Annotated in this window: 19 protein-coding genes; 11 read left to right on the top strand and 8 right to left on the bottom strand. The window is 68.7% G+C overall.

The annotated features are described in order from the left end of the window. Nucleotides 1–45 precede the first annotated feature (45 nt). The 3 genes from NF4_RS27890 to NF4_RS27880 all read left to right on the top strand — a co-directional run bounded on the left by NF4_RS27890 (nucleotide 46) and on the right by NF4_RS27880 (nucleotide 3,644). A complete protein-coding gene (locus tag NF4_RS27890) occupies nucleotides 46–1,449 on the top strand; it encodes an MFS transporter (RefSeq protein WP_157120647.1) in 1,404 nt (467 codons plus the stop codon). Nucleotides 1,450–1,459: 10 nt separating this feature from the next. Beyond that, complete coding sequence (lpdA, locus tag NF4_RS27885) at nucleotides 1,460–2,863, top strand: dihydrolipoyl dehydrogenase (protein ID WP_063130367.1); 1,404 nt, start codon at nucleotides 1,460–1,462, stop codon at nucleotides 2,861–2,863. A gap of 355 nt (nucleotides 2,864–3,218) precedes the next feature. Beyond that, the gene (locus tag NF4_RS27880) at nucleotides 3,219–3,644 is read left to right on the top strand and encodes a hypothetical protein (RefSeq protein ID WP_157120646.1); all 426 of its coding nucleotides are present in this window, start codon (nucleotides 3,219–3,221) and stop codon (nucleotides 3,642–3,644) included. A 12-nt stretch (nucleotides 3,645–3,656) separates the two neighbouring features. On the opposite strand, the gene NF4_RS27875 is transcribed toward NF4_RS27880, so the two are convergent. The 6 genes from NF4_RS27875 to NF4_RS27850 all read right to left on the bottom strand — a co-directional run bounded on the left by NF4_RS27875 (nucleotide 3,657) and on the right by NF4_RS27850 (nucleotide 7,802). Next, entirely contained in the window at nucleotides 3,657–4,202 is a 546-nt protein-coding gene (locus NF4_RS27875; protein ID WP_063130365.1) for a carboxymuconolactone decarboxylase family protein, read from the bottom strand. 125 nt (nucleotides 4,203–4,327) lie between these two features. After that, the gene (locus tag NF4_RS27870; protein WP_063130364.1) at nucleotides 4,328–5,044 is read right to left on the bottom strand and encodes a polysaccharide deacetylase family protein; all 717 of its coding nucleotides are present in this window, start codon (nucleotides 5,042–5,044) and stop codon (nucleotides 4,328–4,330) included. A gap of 85 nt (nucleotides 5,045–5,129) precedes the next feature. After that, nucleotides 5,130–5,282: a hypothetical protein gene (locus NF4_RS27865; RefSeq protein ID WP_157120645.1), complete on the bottom strand. Its 153-nt coding sequence runs from the start codon at nucleotides 5,280–5,282 to the stop codon at nucleotides 5,130–5,132. A gap of 271 nt (nucleotides 5,283–5,553) precedes the next feature. Continuing rightward, nucleotides 5,554–5,952 carry an ArsR/SmtB family transcription factor gene (locus NF4_RS27860; RefSeq protein WP_063130362.1) on the bottom strand — a complete coding sequence of 133 codons (399 nt, stop codon included), beginning with the start codon at nucleotides 5,950–5,952 and terminating at the stop codon, nucleotides 5,554–5,556. After that, nucleotides 5,952–6,608 (bottom strand): SRPBCC family protein, encoded by a 657-nt coding sequence (locus NF4_RS27855; protein ID WP_063130361.1) that lies wholly within the window; start codon nucleotides 6,606–6,608, stop codon nucleotides 5,952–5,954. The genes NF4_RS27860 and NF4_RS27855 overlap by 1 nt, the downstream gene beginning before the upstream one ends. 300 nt (nucleotides 6,609–6,908) lie before the next feature. Continuing rightward, complete coding sequence (locus tag NF4_RS27850) at nucleotides 6,909–7,802, bottom strand: patatin-like phospholipase family protein (protein WP_063130360.1); 894 nt, start codon at nucleotides 7,800–7,802, stop codon at nucleotides 6,909–6,911. Nucleotides 7,803–7,979: 177 nt separating this feature from the next. On the opposite strand from NF4_RS27850, the gene NF4_RS27845 reads away from it, so the two are divergent. From NF4_RS27845 to NF4_RS27835, 3 genes are all read left to right on the top strand, one after another. Then, nucleotides 7,980–8,357: a VOC family protein gene (locus NF4_RS27845; RefSeq protein ID WP_063130359.1), complete on the top strand. Its 378-nt coding sequence runs from the start codon at nucleotides 7,980–7,982 to the stop codon at nucleotides 8,355–8,357. Between the two features lie 173 nt (nucleotides 8,358–8,530). After that, on the top strand, nucleotides 8,531–9,400 hold the full coding sequence (locus NF4_RS27840; protein WP_063130358.1) for a nuclease-related domain-containing protein: 870 nt from the start codon (nucleotides 8,531–8,533) through the stop codon (nucleotides 9,398–9,400). Between the two features lie 168 nt (nucleotides 9,401–9,568). Beyond that, nucleotides 9,569–11,392 carry an acyl-CoA dehydrogenase gene (locus tag NF4_RS27835; protein WP_063130357.1) on the top strand — a complete coding sequence of 608 codons (1,824 nt, stop codon included), beginning with the start codon at nucleotides 9,569–9,571 and terminating at the stop codon, nucleotides 11,390–11,392. Nucleotides 11,393–11,456: 64 nt separating this feature from the next. Here NF4_RS27835 and NF4_RS27830 read toward each other — a convergent pair whose 3' ends face one another. Continuing rightward, nucleotides 11,457–11,936, bottom strand: coding sequence for a MarR family winged helix-turn-helix transcriptional regulator (locus tag NF4_RS27830; protein WP_063130356.1), 480 nt, complete (start codon nucleotides 11,934–11,936; stop codon nucleotides 11,457–11,459). Nucleotides 11,937–11,987: 51 nt separating this feature from the next. Between NF4_RS27830 and NF4_RS27825 the strand changes: the two genes are divergently transcribed. From NF4_RS27825 to ramB, 5 genes are all read left to right on the top strand, one after another. Further along, complete coding sequence (locus tag NF4_RS27825; RefSeq protein ID WP_232330677.1) at nucleotides 11,988–13,244, top strand: multidrug effflux MFS transporter; 1,257 nt, start codon at nucleotides 11,988–11,990, stop codon at nucleotides 13,242–13,244. A 70-nt stretch (nucleotides 13,245–13,314) separates the two neighbouring features. Next, nucleotides 13,315–14,520 carry an inorganic phosphate transporter gene (locus NF4_RS27820; protein WP_063130403.1) on the top strand — a complete coding sequence of 402 codons (1,206 nt, stop codon included), beginning with the start codon at nucleotides 13,315–13,317 and terminating at the stop codon, nucleotides 14,518–14,520. Next, a complete protein-coding gene (locus tag NF4_RS27815; RefSeq protein WP_063130355.1) occupies nucleotides 14,520–14,801 on the top strand; it encodes a hypothetical protein in 282 nt (93 codons plus the stop codon). The genes NF4_RS27820 and NF4_RS27815 overlap by 1 nt, the downstream gene beginning before the upstream one ends. Next, nucleotides 14,801–15,154, top strand: coding sequence for a DUF3349 domain-containing protein (locus NF4_RS27810; RefSeq protein ID WP_063130354.1), 354 nt, complete (start codon nucleotides 14,801–14,803; stop codon nucleotides 15,152–15,154). The genes NF4_RS27815 and NF4_RS27810 overlap by 1 nt, the downstream gene beginning before the upstream one ends. A gap of 151 nt (nucleotides 15,155–15,305) precedes the next feature. Continuing rightward, complete coding sequence (gene ramB / locus NF4_RS27805) at nucleotides 15,306–16,712, top strand: acetate metabolism transcriptional regulator RamB (protein ID WP_030524624.1); 1,407 nt, start codon at nucleotides 15,306–15,308, stop codon at nucleotides 16,710–16,712. Nucleotides 16,713–16,733: 21 nt separating this feature from the next. On the opposite strand, the gene NF4_RS27800 is transcribed toward ramB, so the two are convergent. Then, nucleotides 16,734–17,681, bottom strand: coding sequence for a hexose kinase (locus tag NF4_RS27800; RefSeq protein ID WP_063814740.1), 948 nt, complete (start codon nucleotides 17,679–17,681; stop codon nucleotides 16,734–16,736). Nucleotides 17,682–17,779: the final 98 nt, after the last annotated feature.

The following is a 17,779-nucleotide window of genomic DNA, read 5'->3' as shown; positions in this document are numbered from 1 at the left end:
TAATCGGTTTTCCCGCGCGGCCGGTCGGTGCAGGATGGCGGCAGTATGGCTGCCGACGCCTCCCGCTCTCTGTTCCGCGACCTGCGGCTGCTCCGGGTCCGGTCCTTTCGCGGAATCTTCCTGGGCGCCGCGTGCTCGGGTGCGACAGACGGAATCGTGCCCGTGGCCTTCGCCGTTCATTCGATAGCGGTGTTCGGTTCCGCCGGATCCCTGACCGTCATCCTGATCGCGCTGTGGACCGGGCGGTTCGTGTGCACACCCGTCGCCGGGATCACCGCCGCCCGCCGCGACCAGTTCGCGATCATGATCGGGTCCGATCTTGCACGCATCCTCGCCCAGGCCGGACTGGCGCTGGTGCTGGTGGGCACGGGCCGGGAGTCGCTGCCGGCCATGGCGGTGTCGGCCGCCCTCTACGGCGCGGCCACCGCTTTCTACGCTCCCGCTCTTGCCACGGTGTTGCCCCGGGTGGTGCCCGGACCCGAATTGCGCCGGGCCAACGCCCTGGTCGCGCTGGTTGCCGATATCAGTGTGCTCGTCGGTCCCGCAGCGGCCGTGGCGTTGTCGGCGACGGTGGGGTTCGTCTGGATCCTGGTGCTGGATTCGCTGACCTTCGGCGCGAATCTGCTCGCACTGGTCTACGCCCGGCGGGCGGCGGGGTCCGTCCGCGATCCGGCCGGACCGCAGGGTGTGGGCGGGTGGCGGGGCGTGGGTGGGCCGGCGGTGCGCGCCGGGTGGACATCGATGCGCGTGATCGTGGGCCGCGCGCCCTGGCTCGGTTGGTCGGCCGGGTTGTGGTTCGCGGTGTCCTTCGCGATCGGGCTGGTCGCGGTGGCCGGCCCGGCGCTGACGGTCACCGCGACCGGCGGCGGTGGCCTGTGGGCGGCGCTCGCGACCGGTATGGCCCTGGCGGCCCTGGCCGGGTCGCTGTCGGTGATCGCCGGCGCCGCGCGGTTCGGCTGGCGCACGGCCTGCGCCGCCCTCGCCGCCGCTGTAGTCCTGGAGCTGGTCGCGCTGGCCGGTTACGGCCGGGAGATGAGCGGGCCGGTGTTGCTGTTCGCCGGTTGTCTGATCGCCGGTTTCGTGGTTTCGGTCACCGGCATTGTCTGGCAGTCGCTGATCCAGGCGGAATTGCCGACCGAGCAGCTCGGGGTGTTCAGTTCGGTGGAAGGGTTCCTGGGTGCCGCGGGTGTCCCGGCGGGGATGATCGCGGGCGGGTGGGCGCTCACCGGAGTCGAATATGTGGCGGTAGGGGTCGCGGTGGTGCTGCTCGGCTGTACCGTCGCCGTCCGGGTGACCATGCGCACATCCGCGCCCGCCCGGTGGGGGTCCGCGGCGGCCCCGGTCGAGGCGTCGCGGCCCGTCAGGGCCCGGTGGCACCGGCGGCGCGGCACCGGTGTGCTCAGCGGCGGGAGGCGGGCGGGTGGCCCCGGCCGCAGCCGGGAGAGTTAGGCTCGACACCGTGACTTCCCACTACGATGTCGTCGTTCTCGGTGCTGGTCCCGGCGGTTACGTCGCCGCGATCCGCGCCGCTCAACTCGGCCTGCGAACAGCGATCGTCGAGCAGAAATACTGGGGTGGCGTGTGCCTGAACGTGGGCTGCATCCCGTCCAAGGCGCTGCTGCGCAATGCGGAGCTGGCCCATATCTTCACCAAGGAAGCGAAAACCTTCGGTATCAGCGGGGAGGCGACCTTCGATTTCGGAGCGGCCTTCGATCGCAGCCGTAAGGTCGCGGACGGCCGGGTCAAGGGCGTCCACTTCCTGATGAAGAAGAACAAGATCACCGAGTACGACGGCAAGGGTTCGTTCACCGGCCCGAATGCGCTCTCGGTCGAGCTCAGCAAGGGTGGCACGGAGTCGATCACCTTCGACAACGTCATCATCGCCACCGGCACCAACACCAAACTGCTGCCGGGCACCTCCCTGAGCAAGAACGTCGTCACCTACGAGGAGCAGATCCTCACCCGCGACCTGCCTGGTTCGATCCTGATCGTCGGCGCCGGCGCCATCGGTATGGAGTTCGGCTACGTCCTGCGCAACTACGGTGTGGACGTGCGCATCGTGGAGTTCCTGGACCGCGCGCTGCCCAACGAGGACGCCGATGTCTCCAAGGAGATCACCAAGGCGTACAAGAAGCTCGGTATCACCATCACCACCGGTGCGGCCGTGCAGTCCATCGACGACGACGGGTCCAAGGTCACCGTCGCGATCAAGGACAACAAGTCCGGTTCGGTCGAGACCGTCACCGTCGACAAGGTGCTGCAGGCCGTCGGCTTCGCGCCCCGGGTCGAGGGCTACGGCCTGGAGAACACCGGTGTGGCGCTCACCGACCGCGGCGCGATCGCCATCGACGACACTATGCGCACCAATGTGCCGCATATCTACGCCATCGGCGATGTCACCGCGAAACTGCAGCTCGCGCACGTCGCGGAGGCCCAAGGCGTGGTCGCGGCAGAGACCATCGGCGGCGCGGAGACACTGCCCCTGGGCGACTACCGGATGATGCCGCGCGCCACCTTCTGTCAGCCGCAGGTCGCCAGCTTCGGTCTCACCGAGCAGCAGGCGCGCGACGAGGGCTACGACGTGAAGGTCGCGACCTTCCCGTTCACCGCCAACGGCAAGGCGCACGGTCTCGGCGACGCCACCGGTTTCGTCAAGCTGATCTCGGACAACACCTACGGCGAACTGATCGGTGGCCACCTGATCGGCCCCGATGTCTCCGAACTGCTGCCCGAACTGACCCTGGCCCAGAAGTGGGACCTCACGGTCAACGAGCTGGCCCGCAATGTGCATACGCACCCGACGCTGAGCGAGGCGCTGCAGGAGGCCATCCACGGCCTGGCCGGGCACATGATCAACTTCTGATCCCGCTCGGATCCTCTCGTTCCCCCGACCCGGCATCGTGCCCCGCACGGTGCCGGGTCGGTTCGTTGCCGGCCGCCGTGCCCGGCGAGCTCCCGCGTCCCACTGTTCGCGAACGGCCCGCAGCAGACGGCCGGGTTGATCACCCGGCACCGCGGTCGACCCGTCGGCAACCGGCAGGTTCCGGCTGCGTTCGAGAATATGGGTGGACCGTCTCGAAGGCGCCGTGCTGCCCGGGACCGTTTCCTCGGTGGTGCCGTTTTCCGGCGCCGCAGCCCGGCGGTGGCCGAACGGTCGATCCGGACGGCCGCTCGCAGCGGCGAGTGCGCAGCGGATTCTTCCGGGATATATTCCGGCGGTGAGCCCGGACCCGCCGCCGCCCGCCCGAGCCCGGGTATCCGGGATACGCCTGGTTCTCGGCGTGGCCGCGGCCCTGTTGCTGTTCGTGTTTCTGCTGATCGCGGTCTTCGTCGACACCCGGATGGTGCGCACCGAGGTGCTGCGCACCGAAACCCGGCCGGTCGCCGTCGAGTACGACGGCGCCACCTATTACGCGGGTCTGCTGCGCCGGGAGAGCCTGCTGCTGCACCGGCGGCTGCCGGATGTGATCGTGGTCGGCCGGGATCCCGGTATGGGATACGGCCACCCGGTGTACTTCGAGATCCTCGGCAACCGCGACCCGGAGCTCGAGTCGGCGCGATGGAGCCCGGAAGGGGTGACGGTTCGCCTCGATTCCGGACACGAGATATTCGTTCCCGCAGCAGCCTTCACCGGCGGCCGCTAGCCACGCGGGCGATCAGAAATCGTCGCGGCGGATACGGAGGGTGGTGATGGTGGCGGCCAGTCCCTCGTATTGATTGACCAGCAGCACGATTTCGATGAGGCGGCGATCGTCGTAATAGGTGGACAGGTGTTCCCAGGCGGCGTCGTCGATATCGCGGGTGCGGACCAGTTGATCGACCGCGGTGAGCAGGGCCCGGTGTTTGTCGGTCCAGCCCTCCGCGTCGGCTCCGGCCCGGATACGCTCCAGGATCTCCGGTGTCACCCCGGCCCGCCGGCCCAGGCGGATGTGGTGGTCGGTCTCGTACGCGCAGTCGCGCAGATGGGCCACACGCAGGATGACCAGTTCGGTGTCGTGCCGGCGTAGCCGACCGCCCGGCATCAGCGTTCCGGAGAAATGCAGCCAGCCGCGGAACAGCCGCCCGGCCCGGCCCAGTGTGCTGAACAGCTGCGCGTCGGCCGTACCCGAGGCCCGCGAGAGCACCTGCCAGGCCGCCCAGTTGACCGGGCCCAGCTCGCGGAGGCGGCCGGGGGCTATCCGTGGTCGCTCCTGCGAAACCATCACATCGTCCTCTCCGGTGGAACTGTCGTACGGCCACGGTGCCCGCCGGGCTCCCGTGGCGCGGCACCGCTCCCGAACCTACCCGCCGGTGTGCCGCTCGAACAGGCGGCTTCTCGCCGCGTGTGTCACGAGCGGGCGGAGTCGCCGTGGTCGAGCAGTTCGGAGACCGTGACGAACCGGTAGCCCTGCGCGTGCAGTTTCGCGGCGATCGGGACGATGGCGGCCCGGGAGGCCGCTCCGGAGGCGTACATGGTGTGCAACAGAATGATCGACCCCGGGCGTACCTGGTCGACGGTGGCGTCGACGATGTCCTCGGTGGTGGTGTTGCCGTCCTCGGGTTCGACATCCCAGGTGACCGTCGTGCGGTCGTGATCGGCGAGGTAGTTGGGCAGGGTCCACAGTTTCTTGCCGTAGGGCGGGCGGAAGGTGATGTCGCCCTGGTATCCGGCGGCCCGGATCTCGGTATCGGTACCTTCCACCTCGTCGGCGACCGTCCCGGACGAGACCAGCACCATCCGCCGATGATTGTAGGTGTGGTTGCCCATCTCGTGACCGGCCGCCACGATCGCCCGGCCCAGCTCGGGGCGGGCGGCCAGATCGCGGCCGTTGAGATAGAAGGTGGCGGGGATACCGGCGGTGGCGAGCAGATCCAGCACCTCGGGGGCGCGCTCGGACGGTCCGTCGTCCAGCGTCAGGGCCACCACCTTCTCGCTGGTCTCCACCCGGTCCACCAGCCGTCCGGCCAGCTGGTAGGTCCGCGAGTTCACCAGGAAATAGCCACCGATCGCGACGATCAGTACCGCCACCACGGCGATTACCGACCCCGCCAACCACTTTCGCATCCCAGGTGTATATCAGGTGCCGGGCGCCGGCGTGGGAGTGCGCCGCCGAGCTCGAGCGGTGTCACGTGCGATGGACCGGTCCACGTCAGGGGCGGCGCAGGAATGCCACCAGGCAGCACTCCTTGGAGTTCGTGCTGTCGACGCTCCGTTCGACCACACCGACCAGCTCCCACCCTTGGGATTCGAGCAGTTCGATGCCATTGAGCAGGTGGACGATCGGCTCGAAGATGACGGGCACACTGCCGCCCGTTTTGCGGTACTCCACCCGCGCGGAGGCGTGCTCAGGCCAGGTTCCGGCGCTGAGAGGAGCGCAGGTCCACGGCGCCGTTCAGTACGGCGATCACATCGAAGACCGGGCCGGGCGCGGGAGCATTCACATCTCCATCATCCTGGACGCCGGGCATCCTCGACACTCGGATTGTTCGCCGGATCGACCACGACCCCGGCTCGACTGATCCGGCGATACCTGGCCTACCGCTGCAGTGGTGCAAGGGGAATCGAAGCGACCGTCAGGCGGTGCGGTCCGTACGATCCGTTGCTGCTCCGGTGCTCTTCCCACGGCGTTCGCGTTTGCCGCGGGCGACCTCGGTCGCCAGGGCATCGAGGGGTTGGGCGAACCCGGCCAGCGGATCCACCAGTTCGGCGAGCCATTCCCGGGCGGCGGCCAGCCCGTCGGGTTCCAGTGCGTAGAAGCGGCGGTTGGTTTCCGAGCGCACGCGGACCAGGCCGGCTTCCCGCAACACCTTGAGATGCTGGGAGACAGCGGGTTGTGAGATCGGGGTGTACTCGCGGATCTCCTCGACCAGGGCGCCGGCGGACCGTTCACCGCCGGCCACCAGTTGCAGTATCGCGCGGCGCACCGGATCGCCGAGTGCCTCGAACACATTCGCCGGGGCGGGCCGGCCCATCAGGATCGCTCCTCCTCCTCGGGGGTGACGGTGTAGAAGCCGGTGGTCGCCTCGGCGCCCGCCCGGGCCTGCGCCGGATCGTCACCGTCGGCGATCGCCGCCTCCGCCCAGCCGCTCGCCGCGGCCCGGACGAAATCCCGGCCTTCCGGGGTGGCCGGGAATTCCAGCGCCATCGCCGGGTCGACTCCGGCGCCGGTTTCCAGATGCAGGCCGAGTCCCATGAGTGCCAGATCCCAGCCGACGCCCACCGCGCCGGGGCCGAATTGTTTCCACATATCCGGATCGACCGGTGCTTCGTGCACCAATTCGAGTGTGGTCCCGCCGGCGCCGGGTTCGAGCCGGATTTCGAGCCAGGAAACCATGGGTCCCATCTCCCAGGTCACCGCGAACCGTTTCGGTCGTTCACATTCTTCGACCACACCGCCGGCATTTCCTTCGAGCTGATACCTGCCGCCGACGGCCAACTCGCCGGTGATCGGCAGGAACCAGCGCGGAATCCGCTCGATATCGGTGAGTGCCTCCCACAGATCCTCCGGATCGGTGGCGTAGGTGCGCCGCGCCACGGCGATCCGGGTGACCGCTCCCTGCCGTTCGGCGGTGCGGACCTCCCGGGCGACCAGTCCTGCGATGGCGGCGGGATCGGTGAGCAAACCCATGTCTTCCTCCCTTTATAAGCTTGAACTTATATTAGCGCGGCGCTGCCGGTGGCGCCAGGCCGGATGCGCCGGGCGGGCGAGATGGCCCGGAAAGGCGGGTGCGGCAATAGTTTCGGGACGATTGCGCGCACCCGGGGCGGAAATCCGGCTCGCCGGAAAGATCGACCGGGAACGGCTCTCACCAGGGCGCCACGGCATGGACCGGGCCATGCCCGGCCTCGGCGCCTCGCGCAGCGGATCGGGGTGGACGCGGCACTCATCCCACCGGTGCCGGCCCGTGCCGGTCAGGCGCGCAGCGGCCTACGCGCCGCCCGCGGTCCGCGCGTGATCTGACCCGACCGGCCCGGCGGTCGGTGCGGCGGGCCAGAATTCCTTCAGTTCGGCCGCTGCTGCCGCCGCCTGCCGGACGCCGGATTCGTAGGCCGGATGGAGGGCGGTGTCGGCGAAGAGGTCGGTGCCGAACGCGGCGACGGCGATATCGTCCGGGCGTATCGAGATCTCCCGGGCCGGTCCGAGTTCCCGGTCGGCGCGGGTGCGCGGATACACATGGGCCAGCGGTTCCAGGATCACGATCACATCGTGGCCCACGGCGAGGTCGGCATTGACGGTGGAGCGGACCCCGCCGTCGATGTAGTGCCGGCCGGCGATCTCGATCGGGGGGAATACGCCGGGCACCGCGGTACTCGAGGCGAGCGCCTCGACGAGGGTGGCGGCGCCGTCCCGAGTCCAGGCGGTGAGGGTCCCCGACCCGATATCGATGGCGGCGATCCGCAGATCGTGCTCGGGCCATTCGGCGAAACCGACGAGTGAGCCGATGCGGTCGATGTGCACCGCCGGGTCGCCGGTGCGGGCGCCCAGTGCGAGCTCGCCGACCCGTTGGAGTACCAGGTCGCGATCCTGGTCGACGGCGCGCAGCAGCGAAGCGATCTCCAGCAGCGGTGCGTAGTCGTGCCGGGCCGGTTCGGCGTTCCGCGGTCGTGGGGTCAGCAGCGTAGCGATATCGATCCCGGAGGCGAGAGCCGAGCCGACGACCGCCCCGGCGGAGGTGCCGATGATGCGGTCGGCCAGCGCCAGATCGATTCCGGCGTCGCGTAGACCGATCGCCAGGCCGCTCAGCCAGGCGATGCCGACCGGGCCACCGCCTCCCAGTACCAGCGCGATCGTGGGCGTTGCGGTGGGCCGGGCGTCAGGCATGGCACGAGATTAGCCGGAGGGGGCGGGTTCTGCCGGGCGCGACCGGTCGGTATCGCCGAGGGCCGCCGGTCGGCTCCGGGAAGTCTCCGGCGTGCGGCGGATCACGCTGCGGTCGGCGATCCCATCGGGTACAAATACTACGTACACCATACGGTGTTTTTGGAAAACGGAGGTCATATGCGAATCACCGGTTCTGCCATCTCGCTGAACGTTGCCGACCCGGCCGCATCGGCGGAGTTCGTCACCACCCATTTCGGCTTCACCGAGCAGATGGCGGCCGACGGTTTCGTCTCGCTCGCCCATCCGGAAGCGGGAATGAACCTCATCTACCTGCGCACCGGCCTGTCCACCTTCAAACCCGAACGCGCCGCCGGCTCCGCCGGGGACGGGCTGCTCGTGGTGTTCGTGGTGGCCGATATCGACACCGAATACGCGCGCCTGCAGAAGGGAGGCGCTCCGATCGTCACCCCCGTCGAGACCGAGGAATGGGGGGAACGCTACTTCCAGACGACCGATCGGAACGGGATCATCTACCAGCTCGTGCAATGGGTCTGAGACCCGCACGGGTGCCGTACCGGGTAGCGGCGCCCCGAGATCCGGGGCGCTGATTCCCGATTCGCCTGAGCCGCAGGTCATATGAGTGGTACGAAAGGGACTGGCGGGTCATGATCGACATGGGGGTCGGTGGTGGCATGAGGGGCAACGACACGCGGCAGAGGTAGAGCACGATGCTGGTGAAGGTCGACGATCGGGCGGAACTATCCGCGGCCGAAAAGGAATTCGTGGAGTGCCTGCGGCAGTTGCCGACGACCGGCCTTGCCATCGTCGACCTGCGGATCGGCACCCAGCGCGGGACCCGGCAGATCGGGGCGGTGATCTGGACACCCCAGGGTGTTCTCGTGATCGAGGTGGTCGGGTTCCGTAGGCGGCAGAGCGGTGTGCTCACGGTTTCCCAGGACCGGCCGTGGCAGGTGGGCGCGGCCGCCGCGGATCTGGAACTGGAATTCGGCGCGAATCCGATTCGGCAGTTGGAGAGCGCGGTGCGGGAGGTCGAGCTGACCTTCGAACGCGCCACCTACGATCCCGGACAGCTGTGCGGGGCGGTGGTGCTGGTCCCCATGCGGGGCGTGGTACTGCGGCCGGGCCGGGAAACTCTGCGGCCGGGACTGGATGTGGTGGTCGGGAACGCGGTCGAATCCACCGAACTGCGGATCTTCCTGGAGAATTTCGCCCCCGGGTCGCCCCGCTGGACGCTGGGCCGGGTCTGCGCGGCCACCCGGGCGCTCACCGGCTGGGCGCCGGATCGCGCCGAATTGATCGCCGCCGGCTTCGAGGACAAACTGCCGGAGCCGCCGCGGAAACCGCGCGAGCGGCCCGGCTGGCGCCGCCCGGATTCCGGCCCCACCCAGGACATCATCGGCTGGGCGGTGCTGGGGGTCGCGGTGCTGGGCGTATTGATAGTGCTGGGCGCGATCGCCGGTTCCCTGCTCGCCGACGGTCCCGCCGCCGAACCGGCGGCCCCCAGCACCACCGTCGCGCCGGCCGTACCCACGCCCGCGGGCCCGGTGGAGTGCTGGCCGTTGCAGCCGGGTTGTTGAGGCGATAACGCGCCGTCCCGGACACTGCCGGCGGACTTGGGCCGGGCCCGTGAGGCTACGGTTGCGTACCCGGCGCCTGGTCCGGCACCCTTCAGTTCGTACGATGTCAAAAAGCCTGTAACCAGGCGGTCGGCCCGGCCGCCGACCGTACCGACCAGGAGGACAGCCGTGGGTCACTACCAGGCGAATCTGCGTGATATCGAATTCAACCTCTTCGAGGTGTTCGAATTGGGCAAAATTCTCGACGCCGGCGCGTACGGGGACCTGGACACCGATACCGCGCGAGAGATCCTGGCGGAGGTGAAACGCCTGGCCGAAGGACCGGTGGCGGAATCCTTCGCGGCCGCCGACCGGGATCCGGTGGAGTTCGTCCCGGACACCCACTCGGTCACCGTCCCGGAACCGTTGGCCAAGACCGTCCATGCCGTCCGGGACGCCGGCTGGAACCGCCTCGGTAAACCCGAGGAGATGGGCGGGATGCCCGCTCCCGCCGCGCTGTGCTGGGCGGTGAGCGAGATGATCACCTGCGCCAACCCGGCCGCGGTGTTCTTCGATATGGGTGCGGTGATGGCGCAGGTCCTGTTCGGAATCGGCACCGACCAGCAGAAGCATTGGGCCGCCGCCGGTTTCGATCGGCACTGGCAGGGCACCATGGTGCTCACCGAGCCCGACGCGGGTTCGGATGTGGGTGCGGGCCGGGCCAAAGCGGTCGAACAGCCCGACGGCACCTGGCATATCGAGGGCGTCAAACGTTTCATCTCCGGCGCCGATGTCGGCGACACCGCGGAAAACGTCTTCCACCTGGTGCTGGCGCGGCCCGAGGGCGCGGGGCCGGGCACCAAGGGCCTGTCCCTGTTCTACGTGCCGAAATTCCTGTTCGATCCGCAGACCCTGGAACTGGGCGAGCGCAACGGCGTGTACGTGACGGGTGTCGAACACAAGATGGGCCTGAAGTCCTCGCCCACCTGTGAACTCACCTTCGGCGGCGCGAAGCCCGCCGTGGGCTGGCTGGTCGGCGACAGCCACAACGGGATCGCCCAGATGTTCAAGGTCATCGAAAACGCGCGCATGATGGTCGGCGTCAAATCCAGCGGGACCCTGTCCACCGGCTACCTGAACGCGCTCGCCTACGCGAAGGAGCGGGTGCAGGGCGCCGACCTGACCCGGATGACCGACAAGACCGCGCCCCGGGTCCCGATCACCCGGCATCCCGATGTTCGGCGCAGTCTCGCGATGCAGAAGGCCTATGCCGAGGGTATGCGCGCGGTCTACCTCTACACCGCGATCCACCAGGATGCCGATGTGGCGCAACTGGTTTCCGGGGTGGATGCCGAAACGGCGCACCGGATAGACGATTTCCTGCTGCCCATCGTCAAGGGTGTCGGCTCCGAGCGGGCCTATCAGTACCTGACCGAATCGCTGCAGACCCTGGGCGGTTCGGGCTATCTCCAGGACTACCCGATCGAGCAGTACATCCGTGACGCGAAGATCGACTCGCTGTACGAGGGCACCACCGCCATCCAGGCGCAGGACTTCTTCTTCCGCAAGATCATCCGGGACAAGGGCGCCGCGGCGGGGCAGATCTTCGGCCAGATCACCGCTTTCCTGGATGCGCCCACCGGCCGGCTGGACACCGAGCGGGCCCTGCTGCGCACCGCGCTGGCGGATGTCCAGGCGATGGCGGGGTCGCTGACCGGCTATGTCGTGGCCGCGCAGTCCGAACCCACCGAGCTGTACAAGGTGGGTCTCGGCTCGGTGCGGTTCCTGCTGGCGGTGGGCGATCTGCTGATCGGCTGGCGGCTGCTGGTGCAGGCGGAGGTCGCCACGGCGGCATTGGCCACGGCGGACGAGCGCGATCGGCCGTTCTACACGGGCAAGGTCGGGGTGGCGAGTTTCTTCGCGAAGAACGTGTTGCCCACCCTCACCGCGACCAAGGAGATCCTCGCGGCGATCGACACCGACATCATGAGCATGCCCGAAGAGGCGTTCTGATCCGACCGGTACTACCCGCCCGGAAACCGGGTGGGTAGTACCGGTGTGCGGGCGGTAGCGGCGGTCAGCCGGTGCGCGGGCGGGTGGTCCGCGTCGGTGTCGCGCCGGTGAGCGCGTCGGCCAGGGCGCGCAGGCCGCCGATGGCCGCGGTCAGACTCTGCTGATCGTCCGGAGTCAGGGTGTCCAGGGCGTCGAGGACGAGCCGGGTACGTACCGCTTCCATCTCGCGGGCGTGCGCGATGGCCTTTTCGGTGGGCATGATCCGGCTGCAGCGGCGGTCCGCCGGGTCGGGTTCGCGGTCGATGAGGCCGTATTCGCCCAGTTGGCGCAGTGTCACACTCATATTGCTCGGCTGCATACCGGCCAGCGCGGCCAGTTCGCCCGCCGCGGCGCCGGGTTTGTGCACGATGATTCGCAGCGCTTCGAACTGGGTGTCGGTGAGCGGTTCGGCGCCGGTGAGACGTGGGGTGGCCTTGCGAACCGCCCGCGCGACCTCGCGCAGCGCGTGGTCCAGCGCACGAAGATCGGAGGGGTAGCTGCTCACCCGGTCATGATAGATTATGTATGTATAAATAAGTATCTGGGAGGAGGCATCGTGCTACCGATCCGAACGCGCCCCGGGGTATCCGGGCTGCTGCTGGTGGTGCTGGCACTGCTCTCGGCGGCGGCGCCGTTCGCGGTGGACATGTATCTGCCGGCGTTCACCGACCTCGCCGCCGATCTGGACACCAGCGCGGCGAGTGTGCAGCTCACGCTGACGGCGTTTCTCGTCGGGCTCGCCGCGGGTCAGTTGCTCATCGGGCCGCTCTCCGATCGGTACGGCAGGCGCAGGCCACTCGTCGTGGCCACCGCGATCACCGTCGTCGTCACCGTGATCTGTGCGCTGGCGCCCACCATCTGGCTGCTCGTCGCCATGCGTTTCGTGCAGGGGCTGACCGCCTCCGCCGGTCTGGTCATCGGTCGTGCGGTCGGCGCCGACCGCACCGAAGGAGCGGCCACCGCCCGGCTCTTCACCCTGTTCTCCGCCATCGGCGGAATCGCGCCGGTGGTGGCACCGCTGCTCGGTGGCGTGCTGGTGAGCGCCGGCTGGCGGGCGGAATTCTGGGTGCTGAGCGGGATCTTCGTGCTGATGTTCCTGGGCGCGCTGATCGTGGTGCCGGAATCGCTGCCACCGGCGCAGCGACACCGCGCCGGTGCCGGGGGGACCCTCCGTACGCTGCGCGGTATCGGCTCCGAGCGCGGCTATCTCGGGTACATCTTCGCCTTCGCGCTCGGATTCGCCGCGATGATGTCCTATATCTCGGCTTCGCCGTTCGTGATCGAGAACGTGCTCGGCATGTCCAACCGGGCCTACACGATCGTGTTCGCCACCAATGCCGCCGGAATGGTGGCGGCCGGCGTGGTGGTCTCCCGGCTCGTCGGCCGGTTCGGCCCGGCGCCGATCCTGCGGATCGGGCAGCTGGTGATCCTGACCGCCGCGACCGTCTTGCTCGTATTGCTGGCCACCGGTGCGCCCGCGGCGCTGGTGCTGCCCGTCCTCTTCGTGATGGTGGCCGCCACCCCGACGGTCATGGGTACCGCCAGCGCATTGGCGATCGGCCGGGCGCGCCATGCCGCCGGTTCCGCCTCGGCGCTCATGGGCGCGCTGCAGTTCGCGCTGGGCGCGGTGGTTTCCCCGCTGGTCGGTCTCGGCGGGCCCGCCACCGGCGTGCCGATGGGCGTGGCGATCGTGGTCTGCGCCTGCCTGGGCATCGTCGCGCGGCGGGTGGGGGACACGGCGGGTGCGATGGTGCGGCCGGAACCGGAGCCCGCCCACGCCCGAGCCGGTGTGCCGTTCGATACACGCAGGTGACCGCTATCTTTCGGCGACCGGCCGATCCCGCCGGAAGAGGGCGGCCGGGGTATGACGCACAATGCAGGGCGTGACAGTTGAGCTGCTCATTCTCTTGGTCGTCATTGTCACGGCGCTGGCTTTCGACTTCACCAACGGTTTCCACGACACGGCCAACGCGATGGCGACCTCGATAGCTACCGGGGCGCTCCGCCCCAGGGTCGCGGTCACCTTGTCCGCGGTCCTGAACCTGGTGGGCGCGTTCCTGTCGGTGGCGGTCGCGGCGACAGTGGCCGAGGGGATCGTGCGGCTCGGCGCGGTATCCGGGCACGACCTGCTGCTCATCGTCTACGCCGGATTGGTCGGCGGCATCCTCTGGAACCTGCTCACCTGGTTGTTCGGTCTGCCGTCGAGTTCCTCGCACGCACTGTTCGGCGGATTGATCGGCGCGACCCTGGCGGCGCTGGGCTGGAGCGGGGTGGTGTGGATCTCCGCGGAGGGCGGGGTGATCAACAAGATCGTGATCCCGGCGCTGCTCGCGCCCGTCGTCGCCGGCCTGGTCTCCGCCATCGGGACCTGGTCGGTGTACCGGATCACCCGCGGCTCCGACCCGGACAAGGTGACCACCGGGTTCCGGTGGGGCCAGGTCGGGTCGGCGTCGCTGGTGTCGTTGGCGCACGGCACCAACGACGCGCAGAAGACGATGGGCGTCATCTTCCTGGCCCTGATCGCCTACGGCGAGCTCTCCCCGGACTCGGCCATGCCGCTGTGGGTGATGGCCGCGTGCGCGTTCGCGATCGCGGCCGGCACCTACCTCGGCGGCTGGCGGATCATTCGCACCCTCGGCAAGAAACTCGTCGATATCGATTCACCGCAGGGGCTGGCGGCCGAATCGGCGTCGGCGGCGATCATCCTGACCTCCGCGCATTTCGGGCTGCCGCTCTCGACGACCCAGACGGTCACCGGCGCGATCCTCGGTACCGGCCTCGGCAAGGGGGCGGAGGTGCGCTGGGGGGTGATGGGGCGGATGGTCGTGGCCTGGCTGCTGACCCTGCCCGCCGCCGGCATCGTCGGCGCCATCTGCTGGACGCTCGCCTACTACATCGGCGGCCTGGCCGGGGTGCTGGTGGTGTTCACGTTGCTCATCGCGCTGGCTACCGTGATCTATCGGCGCTCGTTGCGGGACAAGGTGTCCAGCGGCAATGTCAACGCTCCCCCCGGCACCGGCCTCGGGCCGGGGGATACCTCGCCCGCGCAGCAGCCACGGGTCGCGGGGTCGACATCCGAGGAGGCGTAATGGAAACCGTGTTGACCAATCTGCGTTCGCTGGGGGAGGTGACTCTGGCGGCGCTCGTGCTGGGCGCCGGGTTGCCCATGGTGTTCGCGCTCGGGGTGCGGTGGTGGTCGGCGGCGGCGTCGGCCGGGCCCGACGGAACGGTACGGCGGAACCCGGTCGCCCTGGCCGGTGCGTACCTCTGCCTGATCGCCGTGCTGGTGGTGGTGGTCGCCGCGGTGCTGTTCGTCGCGAAGGCGTTCCTGGCCGACCGGCTCGGTATCCATCTGTTCGGGCAGGCGTGATGACCACCGGGAACGAGTTGCCGCCGGAGCGGTCGGGATTGCTGGCACGGGTGCTCGCGTGGCTGCGGGCCGGGTACCCGCAAGGTGTGCCCCAATCGGATTATGTGGCGTTGTTCGCTGTCCTGCACCGGGACCTGACCGAGTACGAGGTGGTGCTGGTCGCCGAGCAACTGGTGCGCGACCGGGGGGACCGGGAGATCACCCACGCCGAGGTCGAGGAGGCGGTCAGCCGGCACGCCCGGGAGCAGGCGGGTCCGGAGGACATCGCGCGGGTGGCCTCGCATCTGGCCGCCGGCGGCTGGCCGCTGGCCTCGCCGTTGGCCGAGATCGCGCAGCCGGACGGGGACCGGTGAGGGTCCCACCGGTGAGGGTCCCGAACGCGCTGGATTCGATCGTGGACCGGCCGCGGCGGGATCGTCCCGGGCGTGTCGGAGTCCGATCCCGGAAGCGAAATTCTTGCTAACCCGTTTATCGCATCGTGCGAACGACCCCTAAGCTGGACATATGGCCAAGACTTATGTCGGCGCCCGGTTGCGGCAACTGCGGACCGAACGCGGGCTCAGCCAGGTGGCGCTGGCCCAGCAGCTGGAAATATCGGCCAGCTATCTCAACCAGATCGAGCACGATGTCCGGCCGCTCACCGTGCCGGTTCTGTTGCGGATCAGTGAGGTCTTCGGCGTCGAGGCCACCTTCTTCTCCCCGCAGGACGACACCCGGCTCATCGCCGAACTGCAGGAAGTGGTGATGGACCAGGAACTCGGTATCGAAGCCGACGCCCGCGAGATCGCGGAGATGGTGTCGGCCCATCCGAGCATGGCCCGGGCCCTGGTCAATATGCACAATCGCTACCGCAACACCAGCGCCCAGCTGGCCGCGGCCACCGAGGACCGATTCGCCGACGGCTCGGGCAGCGCCACCATCAGCAAACCGCACGAGGAAGTACGCGACTACTTCTATCAGCGGCAGAACTATATCCACGAGCTCGACACCGCGGCCGAGGAACTGGCCAACCGTATCCGCTTCCACAACGGTGACGCGCACAGCGAGATCCCCAAGGTGCTGCGCAGCTACGGCGTGCGGATCATGGAACGTATCGATCTCGGTGAGGGCGTACTGCACCGGTACGACCCGGAGAACCAGCTGCTCGAGATCGCGCCGCATCTGTCCGGCGGCCAGCGCCTGTTCAAACTGGCCGCCGAACTGGCCTATTTCGAATGCGGGCAACTGCTGGAGAAGCTGGTGGACGAGGGGAATTTCTCCGGCCCGGACGCACGCAGACTCGCGATGCTCGGACTGGCGAACTATTTCGCCGCCGCCACCGTGCTGCCCTACACCTACTTCCACGAGGTCGCCGAAGGCTTCCGCTACGACATCGAACGGTTATCGGCGTTCTTCGCGCAGAGCTACGAGACCATCTGCCACCGCCTGTCCACCTTGCAGCGGCCGGAACTGCGCGGGGTGCCCTTCTCGTTCGTCCGGGTGGACCGGGCCGGGAACATGTCGAAACGGCAGTCCGCCACCGGTTTCCACTTCTCCTCCAGCGGCGGTACCTGCCCGCTGTGGAATGTGTACGAGACCTTCGCCTATCCCGGCAAGATCATGACGCAGATCGCGCAGATGCCCGATGGCCGGAAATATCTGTGGGTGGCACGCACCGTGGAACGCCGCGCGACCCGGTATGGGCAGCCGAGCAAAACCTTCGCGATCGGGTTGGGTTGCGAGATCCGGCACGCGGCGCGGGTGGTGTACGCCGACGGTATCGATCTGCGGGAGGCCAACGCCACCCCCATCGGCGCGGGCTGCCGGGTCTGCGATCGCGCCAACTGCCCCCAGCGCGCCTTCCCCCCGCTCGGTAAAACCCTCGATATCAGCGAACACCGGAGTTCGGTTTCCCCGTATGTCCTGAAATAGGTGGTGGCGCGGGGCTTGCGGTCAGGCCGATTCCCGGTCCGGTGACTCCAGTTCGGAGATCAGCACGGTCGGGGCCAGATGACCGCGCAGCCGCCGATCGATCTCACCGGCCACCGGGATGACCACCGAGGCGGCCGAGGTGGCGACCGCGTCGACCAGGATCGCCGGCCAATCCGGGGTCTGCGTGGTGGCCAGGGCCGCGATCACGGCTGCGGTCACCGGATCGCCCGCGCCGGTCGGGTTACCGGTCAGTGGCTCCGGCAGCCGGGCCTCCCAGGACCCGTCCGGGGTCACCGCGACCATGCCCTGTGCTCCCCGGGTGATGATCACCGCGCCCACCCCGCGATCCACCAGCGGCCGGGTCGCGGTGACCAGCGCCTCCGGGGTTTCGGGGCGGCAGTGGGTGAGCGATTCGTATTCGTCGAGGCCGGGCAGCAGGACCACCCCGGGCACCCGTGCGGCCATCCGAAGCGCCGGTCCGTGCAGGTCACAGACCGTGGGCACCCCCGCGTCCAGGGCGGTTCGAGCGATGCGGGCGGGTAGTCCGGGATCGATCCCGTCCGGTAGGGATCCGGCGATCACCAGGCCCGAGATATGCGTCAGCATGCCGGATACGCGGACCTCGAGTTGTTCGGAGGCGTGCGGGTTCGATATCCGCGCTCCCGGTTCGCGCAACGCGGTCGCGGTGCCGGTATCGGATTCGCTGATCACCACGGTGCGCCGGACCCACGGCAGCGCGTGCACGAAATCCACCGGCATCTCGGCCTCGGCGGCCGCGGCGAAGGCGTGATCGGCGAAACCGGTGGCACGGGCATAACGGCCCAATTGGTTGAGCACTCTGGTGACGTTGATGCCCTTACCCCCGAGGCGCTGCTCCACCGAGCGAACCCGGTGGGCCTGCCCGCGGGTGAAATTCTCGACGCGGTAGGTCACATCGTAAGCGGGATTCATTGTCACGGTGAGGATCACGAGAACCACTGTCCACGAGAGTCGGCACGGCACAAGATCGAGGGGCGGGATTGCGAGGGTGATTTCGGTCGCCCTCTGCCGGGCCCGGGGCGAGGGCG

Origin of the sequence: Nocardia fusca NBRC 14340 (assembly GCF_001618425.1) — a bacterium.
GTDB lineage: Bacteria > Actinomycetota > Actinomycetes > Mycobacteriales > Mycobacteriaceae > Nocardia > Nocardia fusca.
This window is presented reverse-complemented; position numbering and strand designations above follow the sequence as displayed.

Coding starts and splice junctions, on each gene's coding strand:
- NF4_RS27890 (WP_157120647.1), top strand. CDS start 46: ATGGCTGCCGACGCCTCCCGCTCTCTGTTCCGCGACCTGCGGCTGCTC.
- NF4_RS27875 (WP_063130365.1), bottom strand. CDS start 4,202: ATGGTTTCGCAGGAGCGACCACGGATAGCCCCCGGCCGCCTCCGCGAG.
- NF4_RS27870 (WP_063130364.1), bottom strand. CDS start 5,044: ATGCGAAAGTGGTTGGCGGGGTCGGTAATCGCCGTGGTGGCGGTACTG.
- NF4_RS27860 (WP_063130362.1), bottom strand. CDS start 5,952: ATGGGCCGGCCCGCCCCGGCGAATGTGTTCGAGGCACTCGGCGATCCG.
- NF4_RS27855 (WP_063130361.1), bottom strand. CDS start 6,608: ATGGGTTTGCTCACCGATCCCGCCGCCATCGCAGGACTGGTCGCCCGG.
- NF4_RS27850 (WP_063130360.1), bottom strand. CDS start 7,802: ATGCCTGACGCCCGGCCCACCGCAACGCCCACGATCGCGCTGGTACTG.
- NF4_RS27845 (WP_063130359.1), top strand. CDS start 7,980: ATGCGAATCACCGGTTCTGCCATCTCGCTGAACGTTGCCGACCCGGCC.
- NF4_RS27840 (WP_063130358.1), top strand. CDS start 8,531: ATGCTGGTGAAGGTCGACGATCGGGCGGAACTATCCGCGGCCGAAAAG.
- NF4_RS27815 (WP_063130355.1), top strand. CDS start 14,520: ATGGAAACCGTGTTGACCAATCTGCGTTCGCTGGGGGAGGTGACTCTG.
- NF4_RS27810 (WP_063130354.1), top strand. CDS start 14,801: ATGACCACCGGGAACGAGTTGCCGCCGGAGCGGTCGGGATTGCTGGCA.
- ramB (WP_030524624.1), top strand. CDS start 15,306: ATGGCCAAGACTTATGTCGGCGCCCGGTTGCGGCAACTGCGGACCGAA.